Source organism: uncultured Bacteroides sp., assembly GCF_910585845.1.
In the GTDB taxonomy this organism is placed as follows: Bacteria; Bacteroidota; Bacteroidia; order Bacteroidales; family Bacteroidaceae; genus Bacteroides.
This window is the reverse complement of sequence record NZ_CAJUHF010000037.1, coordinates 23,199-37,786: the sequence shown is the minus strand read 5'-3', so window position 1 is coordinate 37,786 and position 14,588 is coordinate 23,199. Positions and strand designations below refer to the sequence as shown.

Annotated in this window: 12 protein-coding genes and 1 pseudogene; 5 read left to right on the top strand and 8 right to left on the bottom strand. The window is 46.2% G+C overall.

Features of this window, described 5'->3' with window-relative positions; translation table 11 throughout:
• Window positions 1–301: 301 nt before the first annotated feature.
• The 5 genes and pseudogenes from QZ323_RS10695 to QZ323_RS10675 all read left to right on the top strand — a co-directional run bounded on the left by QZ323_RS10695 (window position 302) and on the right by QZ323_RS10675 (window position 6,813).
• A pseudogene (locus QZ323_RS10695) lies at window positions 302–1,324 on the top strand (nucleotidyl transferase AbiEii/AbiGii toxin family protein).
• A 1,368-nt stretch (window positions 1,325–2,692) separates the two neighbouring features.
• Window positions 2,693–3,058, top strand: a complete 366-nt coding sequence (locus QZ323_RS10690; protein WP_294634672.1) for a winged helix DNA-binding protein — start codon at window positions 2,693–2,695, stop codon at window positions 3,056–3,058.
• Between the two features lie 66 nt (window positions 3,059–3,124).
• The gene (locus tag QZ323_RS10685; RefSeq protein ID WP_294634671.1) at window positions 3,125–5,569 is read left to right on the top strand and encodes an FAD-dependent oxidoreductase; all 2,445 of its coding nucleotides are present in this window, start codon (window positions 3,125–3,127) and stop codon (window positions 5,567–5,569) included.
• 181 nt (window positions 5,570–5,750) lie between these two features.
• The gene (locus tag QZ323_RS10680) at window positions 5,751–6,239 is read left to right on the top strand and encodes a sigma-70 family RNA polymerase sigma factor (RefSeq protein ID WP_294634670.1); all 489 of its coding nucleotides are present in this window, start codon (window positions 5,751–5,753) and stop codon (window positions 6,237–6,239) included.
• A gap of 13 nt (window positions 6,240–6,252) precedes the next feature.
• Window positions 6,253–6,813, top strand: coding sequence for a hypothetical protein (locus QZ323_RS10675; RefSeq protein ID WP_294634669.1), 561 nt, complete (start codon window positions 6,253–6,255; stop codon window positions 6,811–6,813).
• Window positions 6,814–6,904: 91 nt separating this feature from the next.
• Here the strand turns inward: QZ323_RS10675 and QZ323_RS10670 are convergent, their stop codons facing one another.
• The 8 genes from QZ323_RS10670 to QZ323_RS10635 all read right to left on the bottom strand — a co-directional run bounded on the left by QZ323_RS10670 (window position 6,905) and on the right by QZ323_RS10635 (window position 14,586).
• On the bottom strand, window positions 6,905–8,134 hold the full coding sequence (locus QZ323_RS10670; RefSeq protein WP_294634668.1) for an acyloxyacyl hydrolase: 1,230 nt from the start codon (window positions 8,132–8,134) through the stop codon (window positions 6,905–6,907).
• A gap of 84 nt (window positions 8,135–8,218) precedes the next feature.
• Window positions 8,219–9,184, bottom strand: a complete 966-nt coding sequence (locus QZ323_RS10665; RefSeq protein WP_294634667.1) for a hypothetical protein — start codon at window positions 9,182–9,184, stop codon at window positions 8,219–8,221.
• A 190-nt stretch (window positions 9,185–9,374) separates the two neighbouring features.
• Window positions 9,375–9,956 carry a LemA family protein gene (locus QZ323_RS10660; RefSeq protein ID WP_294634666.1) on the bottom strand — a complete coding sequence of 194 codons (582 nt, stop codon included), beginning with the start codon at window positions 9,954–9,956 and terminating at the stop codon, window positions 9,375–9,377.
• A gap of 133 nt (window positions 9,957–10,089) precedes the next feature.
• Window positions 10,090–10,998, bottom strand: coding sequence for a TPM domain-containing protein (locus tag QZ323_RS10655; protein WP_294634665.1), 909 nt, complete (start codon window positions 10,996–10,998; stop codon window positions 10,090–10,092).
• Between the two features lie 40 nt (window positions 10,999–11,038).
• Entirely contained in the window at window positions 11,039–12,061 is a 1,023-nt protein-coding gene (locus tag QZ323_RS10650) for an alpha/beta hydrolase (RefSeq protein WP_294634664.1), read from the bottom strand.
• A 67-nt stretch (window positions 12,062–12,128) separates the two neighbouring features.
• Window positions 12,129–12,875, bottom strand: a complete 747-nt coding sequence (gene aroE / locus QZ323_RS10645) for a shikimate dehydrogenase (protein WP_294634663.1) — start codon at window positions 12,873–12,875, stop codon at window positions 12,129–12,131.
• A 31-nt stretch (window positions 12,876–12,906) separates the two neighbouring features.
• Window positions 12,907–13,644, bottom strand: coding sequence for a bifunctional demethylmenaquinone methyltransferase/2-methoxy-6-polyprenyl-1,4-benzoquinol methylase UbiE (gene ubiE / locus QZ323_RS10640; protein ID WP_294634662.1), 738 nt, complete (start codon window positions 13,642–13,644; stop codon window positions 12,907–12,909).
• On the bottom strand, window positions 13,645–14,586 hold the full coding sequence (locus QZ323_RS10635) for a phosphoribosylaminoimidazolesuccinocarboxamide synthase (RefSeq protein WP_294634660.1): 942 nt from the start codon (window positions 14,584–14,586) through the stop codon (window positions 13,645–13,647).
• Between the last annotated feature and the right edge of the window lie 2 nt (window positions 14,587–14,588).

Here is a 14,588-nt window from a genome sequence, read left to right as displayed (position 1 = left end):
GCGTCCGACTTATACCCCAAAATTCGATGTTTTCAAATTTTTGTCATGTACTTAGAAGAGTAGTATTAAAACGAGGTGTACCCAAGAATTTCTGTTATGGTACTCGTCTCATCTCTTTACTTGTTCAGGCTCTGAAAGCTCTGAAAAAAGAGAATGTAGGAGAAAGTGAATAGAATGCCATCCGACAATTGATGTTAAAGGAAACTGATAAGGAGACCCTTGTTAAGGATGTAGATATGATGCCTGCGTGGATGAAACGAATTATAAAACCAATGCTAACTGCTTAAAATGGATTTATAATATGGGAAAACTATGGTTAAATAATGAAATAGTAGACCGTTTGGCAATGTTACAGCAAACGGAAGCAGGACATCCTGGTGTTAATCAGGTAGCTATTGAAAAAGACTGGTGGGTAACTATTACGCTGAAGGCATTATTCCAAACAGATTGCCGTGACTCTTTAATCTTCAAAGGTGGAACATCGTTGTCAAAAGGTTTTAATATCATAGAGCGTTTCTCTGAAGATATTGACTTGGCAATCAGCCATTCATTCTTTGGTATTGAGAAGACTGGTAAAAGTCAGCGTGAGAAATTACGCAAAATATCACGAGCGTATATCCATGAGACTCTTTCTGCTCAATTAGATGCCAACTTGAAAGAAGTAGGAGTTTCTGGTTACACTATAGAAAATGTATCTTAGGTACAAGATAAAGAAGGAAAATGGCGACCGATAGATTCAGATAAAGATCCTACGGTAATTCTATTACACTATCCGTCAATTCTTGAGGATACGATAAATTATATTCCTCCACGTGTAAAGATTGAAATTAGTTGTCTTTCAATGAATGAACCTACGGAATTACGACAAATCCGTTCTCTAATAGGTGAAAGTTTTGATGGCGAAGATACCGATGCAGATAGTTTGGTCAGAACCGTAGTCCCTACTCGTACATTTCTTGAAAAGCTATTTCTTTTGGCTGAAGAATTTCAAAAAGAAAAGCCACGGAGTGTCCGAATGTCACGCCATCTTTATGATTTGGAAAAACTGATGGACACAGAATATGGTGTAGAAGCTTTGTCGAATCGCAAACTTTATGATGCCATTGTTGAGCATCGTAAGGCTTATTATGCTTTGAAATATGTGAATTATGATTTACATGCTCCATCTTCCATCAACTTTACAATACCAGAATCGGTTATAGGTGCATGGCAAGATGACTATGCAGATATGAGACGTTTCTTCATTTATGGTGAATCTTTGGAGTTTGATGTGTTCATGCAAAGAATTGAGGAACTACAAAAACAAGTTAGGATATTGCGCTAAAAATAAATTAGCAGACAACTGCATTTTTTGTAAATCAATGAAAAGTTCTGCGGTTAGCCTAATAATTCGCATCATTAACATGCCATTATTCTAAAGCTAAATCAGGCAAAATGCGTGCCTTCCCATAAAAAGAATGGTTTTCATATGTTAGCATTATTTATTCAAATTGGCAAAGGTTAAAAAATCTATTTTTGTCTATTTCGCTATATTTTGAAGAAAATTCCGAATTAAAGGTTTTATTATATAAGCAATTGATTGAGAATAGATTAATAAACTTAAAAGAGACGCCTAAATAGAAATTTAGGTTCAAAATAGGTTCAAGGTTCCTTATGCCCTTATTTTTGCCGCATTTGAATAGAAATGCGCAAAAATATGTCTAAACTAATTGATAAAAGCTCAAAATAATCCTATATTTCGTGAGGTGCTTGTTTCCGGATAAATGCAAGCACTCTATATCGGTTAACCTACCAAAGTTTCCTTATCCCTTAGAAGCTGCTTAAATTCGGTTTATCCGATATTTCGGGTGATACGGTAACCTATCATACAGCAGGCTGAAAATCCAATAATCTGACTGGAGGGTGTGATTCCTATCTCTTTTACCAAGAAGAGTCTGATTAAATAATGCATTCAGATGTTATGCCATTGCCGTTGTATGATGTCCCCTACCAAATATCAGATGAATCATATATTCTTATTAGTCGTACAATAGTGCCAGAAAATTAGGGCATAAGGAACCCTGAACCCTTTTTGAACCCAAAAGGGTATTCCACAGCACTCAAAAAAGTTCTGATTTGTCTTTCTTTTTTTTTTCTCTCTCGACCAAACAGAGTTCCCGAATATCAAGCAAAGTTTTAAGCGGTTCAAGTGAAATCTTCAGGAGATTTCACTTGACAATTCCTTATTGCTCACTTGACGCTTCTTTACTCATCATTTGAGGCTCGCTTATTACTCATTTGCTTCTTTGTTGATAAGTCTCCTAATAAACTTCCTGATTAATCCCCCCTTATTGATAATCTATGAAAGGAACCCCTTGTCCACAATCTATGTCCCGATACAAAAGAGACAATCTTTTCTATCAAAACATTATTTCTTTTGCTTCATGACATTGCTTCTTTTGTTTCATAACATTTTATGGTCTTGCTTTTGTGGTTCTAACTTGCTGATTTCTTCCGAAGATAGTCCGGTACATTTGGTTATTACCTTTGTCGGTAGGTTGTTCTCTTTCATTTGGTAAGCAATAGTATTTTTCTCTCTTTCATGGGCTGATTATAAAAGAATATAGTTTAAATGAAATATTTTTCACTAAACACTATTTATATCAAGAAATAATCCATATATTTGTGCCCATCAAAACATCATGCTAAGAATATGAAATCAATTTGTGCCATCAAAGATATCTATAAGACCTTGTATCAGTTTGAGAAGACTTTTGCAGAAGTACATGATATAACAATTAACGAAGCTATGTTGCTCTGCTGCCTGAAAGACGGAGAGACGAAATCCGCAGGCATGATCTGCGAATACATCGGACTGTCCAACTCGCGCGTTTCAAAGGTGATCACAGCAGTGGAGAATAAGGGATACATCCGTCGGGATATCAATCGGAACGACAAACGCCAGATGTTCTTCTCGCTCACTTCCGATGGAAAGGCGAAAATAGAGCAAATGATGAATGCTGAACTCTGCTTCGACGAACTCTTCGAAAAGCTGAAAAACTGTATGGAAAAGGGATAATTCCCTTTTTTACCCTAATATTTTCTATTAGCAAATATATATAGTATAAACAAATAAAATTATCATATGAATTACCTGATTATAGGAGGAGTAGCCGGAGGGGCTACCGTCGCAGCCCGCCTGCGCAGAATGGATGAGAAAGCCCGTATCATCTTGTTTGAACGAGGGAAGTACGTATCGTATGCAAACTGTGGTCTGCCTTACTACATAGGCGGAACGATTGGCGAACGGGAAAAGTTGTTTGTGCAGACCGTGAAAGGCTTCACCGACCGCTTCCGCATAGATATCCGCACCGAGCAGGAGGTGACTGTCATCCGACCGGATAAAAAGGAGGTGGAAGTCAAGAATCTCTCTACAGGAGAGACCTACACCGAGGCATACGACAAACTGGTTCTCTCGCCGGGAGCCGAACCTCTGCGTCCGAGCATCGAAGGTATCGGAAGCAAGAAGATATTCACTCTCCGCAACGTACCGGACACGGATGCGATAAAGAATTACGTTAATGCAGAAAACCCCAAGCGTGCCATTGTCGTGGGCGGCGGTTTCATCGGACTGGAAATGGCAGAGAACCTGCATGACTTGGACATTCAGGTCGATGTCGTGGAAATGGCAAATCAGGTAATGGCTCCGTTAGACTTCTCGATGGCGGCAATCGTACACCAACAATTGACGGATAAAGGTGTCGGACTGTACTTGGAAGACGGGGTCAGCCGTTTTGAAGAGAAAGAGGATGCCGTCATCGTACACTTGCGTAGCGGTAAGCAGCTCGTAACCGATCTCGTTCTGTTGAGTATTGGTGTACGTCCGGAGACTAAACTGGCAAAGGAAGCCGGACTTGCCATCGGAGAACGGGGCGGCATTGCCGTAAACGACTACCTGCAAACTTCCAATCCGGACATCTATGCCTTGGGCGATGCCACCGAAATAAAGCACCTTGTGACCGGACAACCGGCACTTATCCCGCTGGCAGGTCCGGCAAACAAGCAAGGACGTATCGTGGCGGACAACATCGTGTTCGGTAATAAGGAGGTCTACCGCGGCTCAATCGGAACCTCCATAGCCAAAGTGTTCGACCTGACGGTTGCCACTACTGGTGCCAATGCGAAACTGTTGAAACTGAATCATATCGACTACATCTCTTCCTATACGCACGGGGCATCACATGCCGGCTATTATCCAGAGTCAGTTCCGTTGTCTATCAAGATTCTGTTTGCACCCGAAAGCGGTAGGCTGTTGGGTGCGCAGGTAGTCGGATTCAACGGTGTGGACAAACGTATCGAAATGATGGAACAAGTGATCCGGCAGGGTGGTACCATCCGCGACCTGATGGAACTGGAACATGCCTATGCGCCTCCCTATTCATCGGCAAAGGACCCCGTGAACATGGCAGGATTTGTGGCGGACAATGTGCTTGCCGGACGGGTATGTCTCATCCAGTGGCGCGAAGTAGCCGAACTTTCAGCCGATACAGTACGGATTGACGTCCGTACGCCCGACGAATACCGTTTGGGCTCTATCCCCGGATTCATCAATATTCCGGTAGATGAACTGCGTGAGCATCTGGATGAACTGCCGAAAGAGAAGCCTATCGTAGTGACCTGTGCCGTTGGTTTACGCGGCTATCTGGCGTACCGCATCCTGGTGCAGAACGGCTTTACCAACGTACGCAACCTCTCAGGCGGTTACAAAACCTGGAGCGTAGCGACTGCTCCGATAAAGGAAGTCTCTCCTTATATTCCCAGCACACCGGAAAACACCGATAGCCAATGTGCCTATCCCCAAACTCCTACGCTGAAAGTAGATGCTTGCGGTCTGATGTGTCCGGGACCAGTGATGCAGCTGAAGAAGAACTACGAAACCCTGAAGACGGGCGAGCAGCTCCAGATCACTGCCACCGACCAGGCTTTCGGCAAAGATGTCTCTTCGTGGTGCAAGATGACGGGTGCGGAACTTGTTGCTTTGGAGAATAAGAACGGCGTAGTTGCCGCTACCATTCGCAAGCAGGAACAGGCTGCTCCCGACCGTATTGCATCCGGCAGTGCCGACAACAAGACGTTGATTGTCTTCAGCGACGATCTGGACAAAGCACTTGCTTCTTTCGTCATAGCCAATGGTGCCGCTTCCACCGGCAAAAAGGTAACGATGTTCTTCACCTTCTGGGGGCTGAATGTAATCAAGAAACCTCATAAACCGGCAGTCTCCAAAGACCTGTTCGGCAAGATGTTCGGCTGGATGCTCCCTTCGCACAGTGGCAAACTTAAACTCTCTAAGATGAACATGGCAGGTGCCGGTAGCCGGATGATGCGTCTTATCATGAAACGGAAACGGATAGACAGTCTGGAAAGCCTGATCCGGCAAGCTATCGACAATGGTGTGGAGATGATAGCTTGTACCATGAGTATGGATGTGATGGGAGTACAGAAGGAAGAACTTCTGGATAATGTTACGCTGGGCGGCGTAGCCTCTTACCTCGAACGTGCGGAGGAGGCTAATTTGAATCTTTTCATCTGACATAGTACTGATAATACGGATGGGGCAGATTGCCACAGATCTTGGTGATTGAAGAGAAGAATGATCTGTGAGAATCTGTCCCATCTGTGTATTCTGTATGCTGCCTGTACTTCTTTTTTTAGCATAGATATGCAACTAATCCTCTGAATCGGCGTCTTATATACAAAAGACTATCTGAATAATGGAACAAGATGCAAAAGAAAAACAGTTCATTGCCCTTATCGATGAGTACAAACGGGTGATCTATAAGATCTGCTATATGTATGCTACGGATGGGGATAACTTTGAAGACCTCTACCAGGAAATCGTGATTAACCTTTGGAGGGGTTTTGACGGATACGAAGGAAGAGGAAAGCCCTCGTCGTGGATCTATCGTGTGGGACTGAACACTTGTATCTCCTTTTATCGGCAGGAGCAACGGAGGGGGGAACATACTTCGCTCGATGCCCTCTACGGTCTCGAAGCCGAAGACAACGAAACCACCCGGAAACTCCGGGAGATGTATCGTCTCATTGCCGGACTGAGCAAGTTTGAGCGTGCCCTCATCCTGCTGTGGTTGGATGAGAATTCATACGAGGATATCGCCGACATCGTGGGCATACCGCGCAACACCGTAGCATCAAGACTGAAACGAATCAAAGATAAACTAACCAAACAAGCTAACAGTTGAAAAATTATAGACTATGGAACTGGAAGATTTGAAGAACAACTGGGCCGCCATGACGGAAAGGCTCGACCGACTGGAGATAGAGAACCGCAAGCAACTGCATAAGACAGTGGACAGTAAAGTGAGACAGATGAGGCAAAGGCTTCTGTTACGCCTTACGTTCGTCGTGTTTCTACTGCCGCTTTTCCTTTGGAATATCATGCGGCATGCTGAGTATAATTTCAGCATACAGACGTGGGTGATGGTATGTCTGTTCGTAGTGGCAATAGGTATCCGACAGTTTACTTGGATGTATCTGTTGGACAAAATAGACTGTAATCGCATGGCTGTGCGTGAAGTCTGTCTGGCAGAGGCGCGTTTCCGCTTGAGCTTCAAGGTAGGGATTGGCATAAGTGTGTTGTTGGCCATTCCGATGCTGACGGGCATGTTGTGGGATATGAACCGTTTCGGCGATCCGTATCTTATGGCAGGTGCCTGGACGGGGCTTGCTGTGGGGCTGATGTTAGGATTACGCCTGTTCTTCAAGGCATGGAGAGGGGTAAAAGAGTTGCGTGAGGCGATAGACGACCTCGATTAGGAAGAAGAGAGGAATTGTTCGTTTCCCATCACAGATAGCGCGAATAGCACAGATTCTTTTTATGAGTCGGTACTATCCGCGTTATTTTGTATTATCTCCGGTTATTGAACCGCCATCCCAGTCCCAGCATCAGATGGTTGGGGTCGTGGAAGTTCTGCAACTGATAACCGGTATGCAGATAGAGGTTGCGGGTGAGTGAGGTCTTGAGAGCAAGTATCTGATACCATCCCTTCGTATCCTTCCCTTTGTGCAGGAAGTGGTATCCCACACCAATGTTGATGGAGAAAACAGGCATGACAAATTCGCAGCGTGCCGACAGTCCGGCGTTGAATTGTTCCTTGAAGGGCGGACGATAGAACCTTGGGACTCCGTTGGCGTCTGTTCCGGCCTTATATTCCCGGATGTTGGCACTTTCGTCATACTGTGCGTCGAGCGAGAGACCTGCCCGCAGCATGCGGTGGAAGTTGTACATCGGGTTGAAGTTGATGCCTACTACCCCGAATGAGCCTGGAACCAGCGTACTGCCGTAGTCGTCTACCCATCCGCGTATCTTGGTTCCACCGTATAGCGTGAGGTCGTAGCTGACGTGTGGGCTGAAAGGGAGTATCCTTGGCGGCATGGCGTCCTGCGCCTTGGCAAGGGTTTGCTCGTCGCCGAAGTTGCGGGTGATGCCCACGCGTGCCCCCAATGTGTTGACACCGGAGTTGGGATAGTGGGAGTTGCCGTTAGAGAAGTGAGTACCTTCTACTCCGGCGCTGAGGTTCCAGTGGGGAGACAACCGCCAATTCAGGAAGAAGCCCAGATTAATATATGCGTTGATTTTGGAACCTGTCACTAGATTGTATGAGAACTTCTCGTCATACTTTTTCCATCCGAAGGAAGCACCGAAGTTCCATTCGTAGTCCAGCGACAACCGGGGAGTGAGGCTGGCGATACGTGAACTCTGAAAGACATAGAGCGCTACGGGAGTGCCGATCTCCATATCGTTGAACATCGTATTTACCGCAAGCCCGATGCCCTGCGTAGTATGCGGATAGAGCCTGCCGAACTTAGAGTCGGGATTGAATTGTATACCATACTTCAGGTGTCCCGACAGAAACGTGTTCATGTCTTTTTGACTGGCATTGATTCCCTTGAAGAAGACGTTGGTAGGTGCCAGATAAGCAGGACGTACGTCCACAGACAGTTTATGAATGGCACGGTGCAACGGATGAGGCAAAGTATCTTTTTGTGCATGTATCGCAGCATCTTGCGCCTGCAATCCGTAGGCACTCTGCCCCGTAAGGAGCAGGGCTATCAGTAGTTTATGGGTTATTCTCATGGTTATTTCTCGTCTATAGTCTATCACTTATTCTCCATCATCTATCAGCTGTTACTTATCACTTATCCTCTATCATTTGCCCTTCTATTCCCCATACTTCTCTCTTTGTACAAAACAGCCGATGGTTTCTATTGGTGTCTCACTGCGCAGCCGACCCTGTGCGGAATATATTTTCCCCGTCTTAGTGCTACGCAAATAGAGGGTATAATTGGCACTGTAGACCTGACGTTTGACTATCCGGTATATCTGATTGATACCCGGTTTCAAAATTACGGTATGTATATACGGAGGCTCCAGCGTCATGTCCACCAAGGCATTGCCGTACTGGAAGTAAGGGATACGGTCGGTGCCGAGCTTTATCCCCTGCGAGATGTCGGCGGAGGGAAGTTCGATGGAGGGCTTTTCATCGCCTGTCTGTGTCAGGTTCAGACTGGTGGCACATGACAAGAGGATATTACGTTTGTGCAAGTCGTTGAGATTGTAAGTGCGTGTCTCTGTCGATCCGTCTGAGTTCTTGGCTACAATAAGAAAGAGGTCACTTACCGTGTCCGTACGTATGGAGTTCGGGATAAGGCTGTATTCTATCCGGTCTATTGTGTAGCCGCTTCCCGCCTGCTGTGTGAAGTGTATCTCTTGCTGTTGATAGATTTCGTCGGCAATGTATAGCTCGAATTCGAATGGGGTCTTCTCTGGATTGATACCGATGCACACTTGCAGTTCCCGTTCGTTGGGGCGGATGAAGGAGAGCTCGCGATCGGCATTGGTTACTACGACTTTGCCAGGTTCTGCCAAATGGCAGATGGGGGCAGGTCCCATGTCCATACCCGACAATGTATAGTAGTTGCTTTCAAAAAAGCCATTATAGGTACCGGCACCGTTTAGTATCCACTTAGAAGTGTTGAATCGGATGGTCAGTGTGTCTCCATCGCCGTTCAGCGTAGCTTGGGTAAACGGTAGCTTGACCTCGTCCAGAAATATCTCGCTGTTGCAGGCATACAGAATGGGTAACAGCAAGAGGAGGATGAACAGATAGCCGTGAGGATGTTTCATGATGTAGGTCCAGTTAAAGATTGATAATGAACGTAAATATATAGAATAAGAAAGGTACCTCTGTATATTAAGAAGTACCTTTTATGTTTTTTTATACTTGATAGATAATCGTTTACATTCATTACCTTCGCCATCCTATCTTATTCATACCTCATTTTCGGTATGCATGCGAAGTGTAAAGAAGGATTGCTTAGAATTCTACTTTTGGTGCTTGTTCGGCACCCTCGGCAGCCTCAAAGTAAGCCCGTTTCTCGAAGCCGAACAGACTGGCAAGAATGTTTTTGGGGAAGCGACGGATAGCTATATTGAAATCTTTTGCCACATTGTTGAAGTTAGTACGTGCCACGTTGATACGGTTTTCCGTACCTTCCAGTTGGGCTTGCAGTTCCAGGAAGTTCTGGTTTGCCTTTAGCTCCGGATAGTTTTCGGTGATGGCGAGCAACTTACCCAAAGCAGAAGTGACTGCACCCTGTGCTTTCTGATATTCAGCCAGTTTCTCGGGTGTTAGGTTGTCGGCATCAACCGTGATCTGCGTAGCTTGGCTGCGTGCCTGTATCACTCCTTCCAGAGTCTCCTTTTCATGAGAAGCATATCCTTTGACCGTATTGACCAGGTTCGGTATCAGGTCGGCACGGCGTTGATATTGTGTCTCTACGTTGGACCATTGTCCGCTTACGTTTTCGTCCATACTTACCAGATTGTTGTATCCGGTAACACCCCAAATGACGAGAAGGGCTGCTACGACTAAAATAATGATAGTTGACTTTTTCATACTGTTTTCTGTTTATTGATTATTGAATGTTGTTGCTTGTTTAAGGGGGGAAGTGGATTTGAGAAATTAAAGGAGTTATAATCCTTTATCTCATCAGTTCCTTCTGTCTTCCTTATTCTTTTTACGAATATCTTCAGAACCTTGATCCGGCTCCTCCGCCTCCGCCTATACCTCCTCCGAAACTGCCTCCACTGAATCCTCCTCCGGAACCGCCGAATCCTCCTCCGCTTCCGAAGATGATCGGGCCGCCTCCACCTCCTCCGTGGTAGTTTTCATCGTACGATTGCTTGCGGCGTACGACGCTATGTCCGCAGTTGCGGCATGTGTAGGTGACATCCTCCGTCTTCACTCCGTTATGACGCGACACAACCTTGCTTCGGGTGCGTTGCAGCTTATGCTCTCCGCAGTTCGGACATTTGCTTGCAGCACGTGCAGCAATCCATCCTATCACTATGGCTATTGTCAGGAATCCCATGATAAGTGCCAGTACGCCAAGCGGAGAAAGATCCTCCTTTTCTTCTTCATCGTTCACCATACTGCCGTCCAATCTTTCGCATACTGCCCGCACACCGGCGACCATGCCGGCATCCCAGTTACCGTCTTTCAGGTAAGGAATCATGTCTCGTTTTTGGATACGCTTGCAGATGGCATCGGGCAGATCTCCCTCTAAGCCATAACCGGTGTAGAACTGGATGCAACGCTGGTCGGTCACCAACAGGATGACAAGACCGTTGTTTTTCCCTTTCTTTCCCACTCCCCATTCGTTGAGCAGGCGATGGGCGAAGTCGAAGCAATCATCGCTACCGATAGAGGTAACCACGGCGACCACAGTCTCAATGCCCGTCTGTTGCTCCAGTGCATACAGCATGCGATCGATGCTGTCGCACGCTGCCTGCGAGAGGATGGCGTCCGGATTGCAGGCGTAGCGCATCTTGTCTTGGAGGTGCACTTTGGGAATATTATCGGGCGTATAGGCCTTCTGTGCCTGTACAGACAGAAGTAGCAGGCATAAAAATAAACTGATGGAAAATAATCTTTTCATTGCATCTTCTATTGATATGACGGAAATAGGAAAAGTTACGTTATTGTACGTATTTCTCTACAAAACTTTTCACGCGTGCGGTGTACTCTTCCGGATGTTCTTTATAGGACATGGCATGAGCGGTGCCGGGTACTATCCATAATTCTTTATGCCCCGGTTTGGCTTCGTAGAGGGTATGCACCATCCATGTAGGCACATAAGTATCCGCATCTCCGTGGATGAACAGCATGGGATGGCGGCTCTTTTTTACTTGCTTCAATGAAGAAGCCTCTTCAAACCCCCAGCCATACTTGACTTTACACAGTCCGCTGGTGGTATACATCAATGGAAAAGCCGGCAGGTTGAACTGCTTTTTCAGTTCGTGGGAAAACTCGTCCCATACACTCGTATAACCGCAGTCTTCTACGAAACAACATACGTAGTAGGGAGACTTTTCACCTGATAGCATCATGGTGGTAGCAGCTCCCATCGAGATACCATGTACCACCATCTGTGATTTATTGTCTTTCACTCTACAGATATTACATCTGCCGTCCGGAGTGTATATCGTGTCAATTATGTTAAAAGGCTTCTGGAAGAGATCATTGGCTACATCCATCCAGGTCAGTACATCTTTACGGTCTTTCCATCCCATTTGGATGCTTTTTCCTTCGCTCAGTCCGTGGTTTTGCAGATCGGGTAACAAGATGTTGTATTTCAGATTCTTGTGGTAAAGATAACCCAACATTAGCATACGGATGCAATTGTCTGTATATCCATGTACGATGACAGCGGTCTTGGCGGTAGGTTCGGGAGCGGCCGCATATATGGCATGCAGCCGCACTCCTTCCGGATTGACGATAAAGGTGTCTTTCAACGCTCCGGCGTCCAGCAGGCTGTCCATCCATTGGCAGATGTGCGGATATTCGTTGCGCATGTAGCTGTAGGAACCCTGAATATCCTTTCCGTTATTGGACTTCGGATTCAGCGAATAGTCGAGCATATAGAAACTCGCAGCAGTGATGATTGCAATGATCACCAGCAGTGGTCCTGACATCAGGCCATATTTGACACCTTTTTTCATTTTTTCTTATGTTTGAGGAATTGGATGCATTCCTATTCAGTTTATTGCTTATAACGTTTTTCACCCGTCATTTGTTCCAAATTTCCCATGCAGCGAATGCTTGCAGCAACAACATTTCCAATCCGTTCTTGGTGACGGCACCCTGAGCTTCCCCTTTCTTCATGAAGAGAGTTTCATTGGGATTGTATAACAAGTCGTAGAGCAAATGGTTGGGTGTTAACAGCTCGTACGGAATGTTCGGGCAGAAATCCACCTTCGGATACATGCCCACTGGGGTACAGTTGACAATGACCGTGTATTCCTGCATGATTGCCGGAGTCAGTTCTTCGTAGGTGAGGAAGGTAGGGTCTTTTTTTATGCGTGACACGAATACGCTTTCAATGCCTAGGTTGGCAAGTCCGTGATAGACGGCTTTTGAAGCTCCGCCCGTGCCCAGAATCAGAGCCTTCTTGTGGTGTGGTTGCAACAGGGGTTCGATGGACTGTGTAAACCCGATGATGTCTGAGTTGTAGCCCACAAGTTTGACTTTTCCTTTAGCCTGGCGGATGATTTTGATGACGTTGACCGCACCGATCTTGGCAGTATCCTTATCCAGTTCGTCGAGGAAAGGAATCACTTGTTCCTTATAGGGGATAGTAACATTGAGGCCGCAAAGGTTGGGATTTTCCCCTATGACTTCCATAAAATCATTGATGCTGGGTATTTCAAAATTCACATATTCAGCATCGATGTTTTCTGCCTTGAATTTCTCATTGAAATATCCGATGGAAAACGAATGTTTCAGCGGATAGCCTATTAAACCGTATTTCTGCATAATGAAAGTGTGTTAAAGTAAGGATTAATTTTTATTTCTTGGCTGTGTACAACGTGCATATCCCAAAGGTCAGTCGCTTGAACCGGACTTCGCTGAAGCCAGCCTTACGGATAACCTCCTGCATCACTTCTCCTTGCGGGAAGGCTCGGATGCTTTGCGGCAGGTAGGTATAGGCACTGTTGTCTTTGGAAATGAATTTGCCGATCAGTGGGATTACGACTTTGGAGTAGATGGCAAACAATTGCTTCATCGGAAAGCGGTCTGGGGTAGAGAGTTCCAGAATAACCAGATGTCCTCCGGGGGCGAGTACGCGGCACATTTCAGAAAGCCCTTTATCCAGTCCTTCGAAGTTGCGGATGCCGAACGCCACAGTCACGGCATCGAAACTCCCGTCGGCAAACGAGAGGGAAGTGCAATCCTCCCGGGCAAAGGTTATTTTGTCCGAGAGGTGCGCTTGCTTCACTTTTTCACGTCCCACATTCATCATGCCTTCCGAGATGTCGGTGCCTATCAGTGAGTCCGGTTGCAATTCCCGGCATGCCAGAATAGCAAAGTCGCCGGTGCCGGTGGCCACGTCCATCATGCGGCGGGGGCGGAAGGGGAGGAGGTATCTGATTGCCTTTTTGCGCCAGCTCCGGTCAATTCCCATCGACAGCGTATGGTTCAGTTTGTCGTAGGCAGGAGCGATGTTGTCGAACATCTCTTCCACCAGTTCGCTCTTTTTGCCTTCCTTGTTGTAAGGCTTGATGTGTTCTTGTGGGTAGTCCATTTATTTCAAGTATTCCGTTACGTTCTTTTCAATTCGCTGGGCAATGTCGCTGGTATCTTCTTTTACGAACTTCTCACCGGTGATGTGTTCGTACAGTTCGATGTAGCGTTCGCTGATGGAAGTGACGATTTCGTCTGTCATTTCCGGTACCTGTTGTCCTTCTTTGCCTTGGAAGCCGTTGTCCATCAACCATTCGCGTACGAACTCCTTGGAAAGCTGCTTCTGCGGTTCTCCTTTGGAGAAGCGTTCTTCGTAGCCTTCGGAGTAGAAATAGCGGCTGGAGTCCGGAGTGTGGATTTCGTCCATCAGGTAGATGGTGCCGTTGTGCTTGCCGAATTCATATTTGGTATCTACAAGGATTAGGCCGCGTTCTGCTGCGATTTCCGTACCGCGTTTGAAGAGAGTCAAGGTATATTTCTCCAGCAAGGCATACTCTTCGGGTGTGGCCAGACCTTTGGCAAGGATTTCTTCCTTGGAGATGTCGGCATCATGTTCACCGATTTCTGCTTTCGTGGTCGGGGTGATGATGGGTTCGGGGAATTTCTGGTTTTCTTTCATGCCTTCGGGCAGTTTCACGCCGCAGATTTCACGCACGCCGCTCTTGTAGGCACGCCATGCGCTGCCACAGAGGTAACCGCGTACAATCATTTCCACCGGGAAGCCTTCGCACATCACACCTACCGTCACCATGGGGTCGGGAGTAGCCATTTTCCAGTTGGGGCAGATGTCTGTAGTGGCATCCAAGAATTTGGCGGCAATCTGGTTCAGCATCTGTCCTTTGAAAGGAATGCCTTTGGGCAATACGACGTCGAAGGCTGAGATACGGTCGGTAGCTACCATGACCAACTTTTCACCATTGATGTTATACACATCGCGTACTTTTCCGTGGTACACGCTCTTCTGTCCCGGAAAGTTGAAATCTGTTTTAGTTAATGCTTTCATTG

Excerpts from the sequence above, each read along its gene's own strand:
- QZ323_RS10690 (WP_294634672.1), top strand. The coding sequence starts at position 2,693 with ATGAAATCAATTTGTGCCATCAAAGATATCTATAAGACCTTGTATCAG.
- QZ323_RS10685 (WP_294634671.1), top strand. The coding sequence starts at position 3,125 with ATGAATTACCTGATTATAGGAGGAGTAGCCGGAGGGGCTACCGTCGCA.
- QZ323_RS10680 (WP_294634670.1), top strand. The coding sequence starts at position 5,751 with ATGGAACAAGATGCAAAAGAAAAACAGTTCATTGCCCTTATCGATGAG.
- QZ323_RS10675 (WP_294634669.1), top strand. The coding sequence starts at position 6,253 with ATGGAACTGGAAGATTTGAAGAACAACTGGGCCGCCATGACGGAAAGG.
- QZ323_RS10670 (WP_294634668.1), bottom strand. The coding sequence starts at position 8,134 with ATGAGAATAACCCATAAACTACTGATAGCCCTGCTCCTTACGGGGCAG.
- QZ323_RS10665 (WP_294634667.1), bottom strand. The coding sequence starts at position 9,184 with ATGAAACATCCTCACGGCTATCTGTTCATCCTCCTCTTGCTGTTACCC.
- QZ323_RS10660 (WP_294634666.1), bottom strand. The coding sequence starts at position 9,956 with ATGAAAAAGTCAACTATCATTATTTTAGTCGTAGCAGCCCTTCTCGTC.
- QZ323_RS10655 (WP_294634665.1), bottom strand. The coding sequence starts at position 10,998 with ATGAAAAGATTATTTTCCATCAGTTTATTTTTATGCCTGCTACTTCTG.
- QZ323_RS10650 (WP_294634664.1), bottom strand. The coding sequence starts at position 12,061 with ATGAAAAAAGGTGTCAAATATGGCCTGATGTCAGGACCACTGCTGGTG.
- aroE (WP_294634663.1), bottom strand. The coding sequence starts at position 12,875 with ATGCAGAAATACGGTTTAATAGGCTATCCGCTGAAACATTCGTTTTCC.
- ubiE (WP_294634662.1), bottom strand. The coding sequence starts at position 13,644 with ATGGACTACCCACAAGAACACATCAAGCCTTACAACAAGGAAGGCAAA.
- QZ323_RS10635 (WP_294634660.1), bottom strand. The coding sequence starts at position 14,586 with ATGAAAGCATTAACTAAAACAGATTTCAACTTTCCGGGACAGAAGAGC.